The sequence below is a fragment of the Actinoplanes sp. ATCC 53533 genome (assembly GCF_003947245.1).
This window is the reverse complement of sequence record NZ_QHHV01000496.1, coordinates 1-2,346: the sequence shown is the minus strand read 5'-3', so window position 1 is coordinate 2,346 and position 2,346 is coordinate 1. Positions and strand designations below refer to the sequence as shown.

The window sequence follows — 2,346 nt, the reverse complement described above, 5'->3', positions numbered from 1 at the left end:
GTCCGCGACGAGCTTGGCGCCGGCGGCGGTCGCGGTGAAGTCCCGGCGTACCAGATCCGGCACGCGGGCCGCGGCCTGCTTGTCGGGACGGGTCGTGACCTGCCATTTCCGCGGTTGGGCCGCCCGCAGACCGACCTGAGCCATCAGCTGGCGGACCAGCTCCACACTGCACCGCCGGCCCTGGCGTCGCAGGATCTCGTGGACACGCCGGTGCCCGTAGCGGCCCTCATGGCGGGAGAAGATCGCGGTGATCGCGGCCAGCAGGACACCACGACGTGCTGCGGTCGCCGACTCCGGTCGGTCGCGCCACTCGTAATAGCCCGACCGGGACACCTCCAATTCCGTGCACATCATCACGATGGGAAAGTCAGCCTTCTCGGCGTCGATAAGCTCGTAAACGTCGCTTACCGATGATCCTGAGCGAAGAAGGCCGCGGCTTTTTTCAGGAACTCGTTCTGCAGCCGCAACTCCCGGTTCTCACGTTCGAGTTCCTTCAACCGCGCCCGATCCGGCAAAGCCAGGGGCTGTTCTTCCACAGGGTGACTCTTCCTATACGCGCTGACCCAATTACCGAGAGTGCCGTCCAACAAGCCGAGTTCCCGCGCGACGACCGCGATCGGACGTGACGTCTCGATCACCATCTTCACCGCCTCATCGCGGTACTCCTGCGAGTAGGACCGTTTCTGCCGCGCCATGCCCATCTCCATCCCAGACCGAGATCATATTAGATCCCCTGTCCGGAAACTTCGTGGCAGCTCAGGCGTTCGTCGATGCGTTCGGGGTTCGTGGCAGGCCGGGGATCTCGCCGGGGCAGTTGGCGATGGTCACGGTGTTGCAGTTCGCGGAGAACCTCACCGACCGGCAGGCCGCTGACGCGGTCCGGGGGCGGATCGACTGGAAATACTGTTTGGGTTTGGTGTTGACGGATCCGGGTTTTGATTTCAGTGTGTTGTCACAGTTCCGGACCCGGTTGGTCACCCATGATCTGCAGGGTGTGGCGTTCCAGACTCTCCTGGACCGGCTGGTCGAGCAGGGCCTGGTCAAAGCCCGGGGTCGGCTGCGCACCGACGCGACGTATGTGATGGCCGCGGTTCGTGATCTCAACCGTCTGGAGATGGTCGGTGAGACGCTGCGGGCGGCCCTCGAAGCCCTGACGGTGGCGGCACCGCGGTGGGCGGCTGAGCACGTCGACGCGGCGATGGTCCGACGATACGGTGCCCGGATCGATGAATGGCGGCTGCCGAAAGACCAGCCCGGCCGGCGGAAACTCGCCGCCCAGGTCGGGACGGACGGCTACCAACTGCTGGCCGCGGTCTTCGACGGGCAGGCCCCGCCCTGGCTGGGTGAGATCTCCGCCGTCGAGGTGCTGCGCCAGGTGTGGATCCAGCAATACGTTCGCGGCGAGGCTGGGCGGGAGGTGATCTGGCGGGATGCCGATATCGACGGTGAGCCTGCCGGGCAGAACCAGGATCATCTCCCCGTATGACATCGATGCCCGCTACAGCGAGAAACGCGGCCACCGCTGGCAGGGCTACAAAGTCCATATCAGTGAAACCTGCGACAACACCCCCACCCCCGGCGGTGGTACCGATCCCACCCGCCCACCGAACCTGATCACGAACGTGGTCACCACCCACGCCGCGGTGGCCGACTCAACGATGACCATGCCCATCCATGTCATGCTCGCCGGTCGGGGTCTGCTACCGGCCGAACACCTCATGGACGCCGGCTACCCCTCCACGACGAACCTGCTGGCCTGCCGCACCGAGTACCAGGTGAGCCTGATCGCCCCGATGCGCGGTGATTCCTGCCACCCCGCCCGCACTCACAACGGTTTCACCCAGGCCGCGTTCACCATCGATTTCGACCACCAGCAAGCGACCTGCCCGCAAGGCCACCACTCGGGCAGCTGGCACCCCACCCGCCAGAACGGCCACGACGCCATCGTGGTCCGCTTCCCGACCAGCACCTGCAGTATCTGCCCGGCCCGCACCGCGTGCACCCGCTCGCAGCGCTCCGGCCGACAGTTGACGCTGCAACCCCGCCACCTGCACGACACCCTGCGCCAGGCCCGCGCCGAGCAACAAACCCCGGCGTGGAAACACACCTACCGCGCCCGCGCCGGGATCGAAGCCACCATCCACCAAACCACCGCCGTCACCGGCATCCACCAAGCCCGCTACACCGGCCTGAGCAAAGTCACCCTCGAACACACCTTCGCCGCGACCGCGATCAACCTCATCCGCCTGAACGCCTGGTGGACCAACACACCCCTCCAACGCACCCGAACCACCCACCTGAACAAACTCGACCTCACCCTCGCCGCGTAGACAGAATTAGGCAACA

General features: G+C 65.8%; 4 protein-coding genes. 2 read left to right on the top strand and 2 right to left on the bottom strand.

Annotation, left to right across the window (positions count from 1 at the left end):
- On the bottom strand, positions 1–354 hold a 354-nt coding region (locus DMB66_RS59520; protein ID WP_233625624.1), incomplete at its 3' end, for an IS3 family transposase.
- A gap of 50 nt (positions 355–404) precedes the next feature.
- Positions 405–695, bottom strand: a complete 291-nt coding sequence (locus DMB66_RS59515) for a transposase (RefSeq protein WP_158647708.1) — start codon at positions 693–695, stop codon at positions 405–407.
- A 53-nt stretch (positions 696–748) separates the two neighbouring features.
- On the opposite strand from DMB66_RS59515, the gene DMB66_RS59510 reads away from it, so the two are divergent.
- Entirely contained in the window at positions 749–1,486 is a 738-nt protein-coding gene (locus DMB66_RS59510) for a transposase (RefSeq protein WP_125812665.1), read from the top strand.
- Complete coding sequence (locus DMB66_RS59505; RefSeq protein ID WP_125812664.1) at positions 1,431–2,330, top strand: transposase; 900 nt, start codon at positions 1,431–1,433, stop codon at positions 2,328–2,330. The genes DMB66_RS59510 and DMB66_RS59505 overlap by 56 nt, the downstream gene beginning before the upstream one ends.
- The last annotated feature ends 16 nt before the right edge of the window (positions 2,331–2,346 follow it).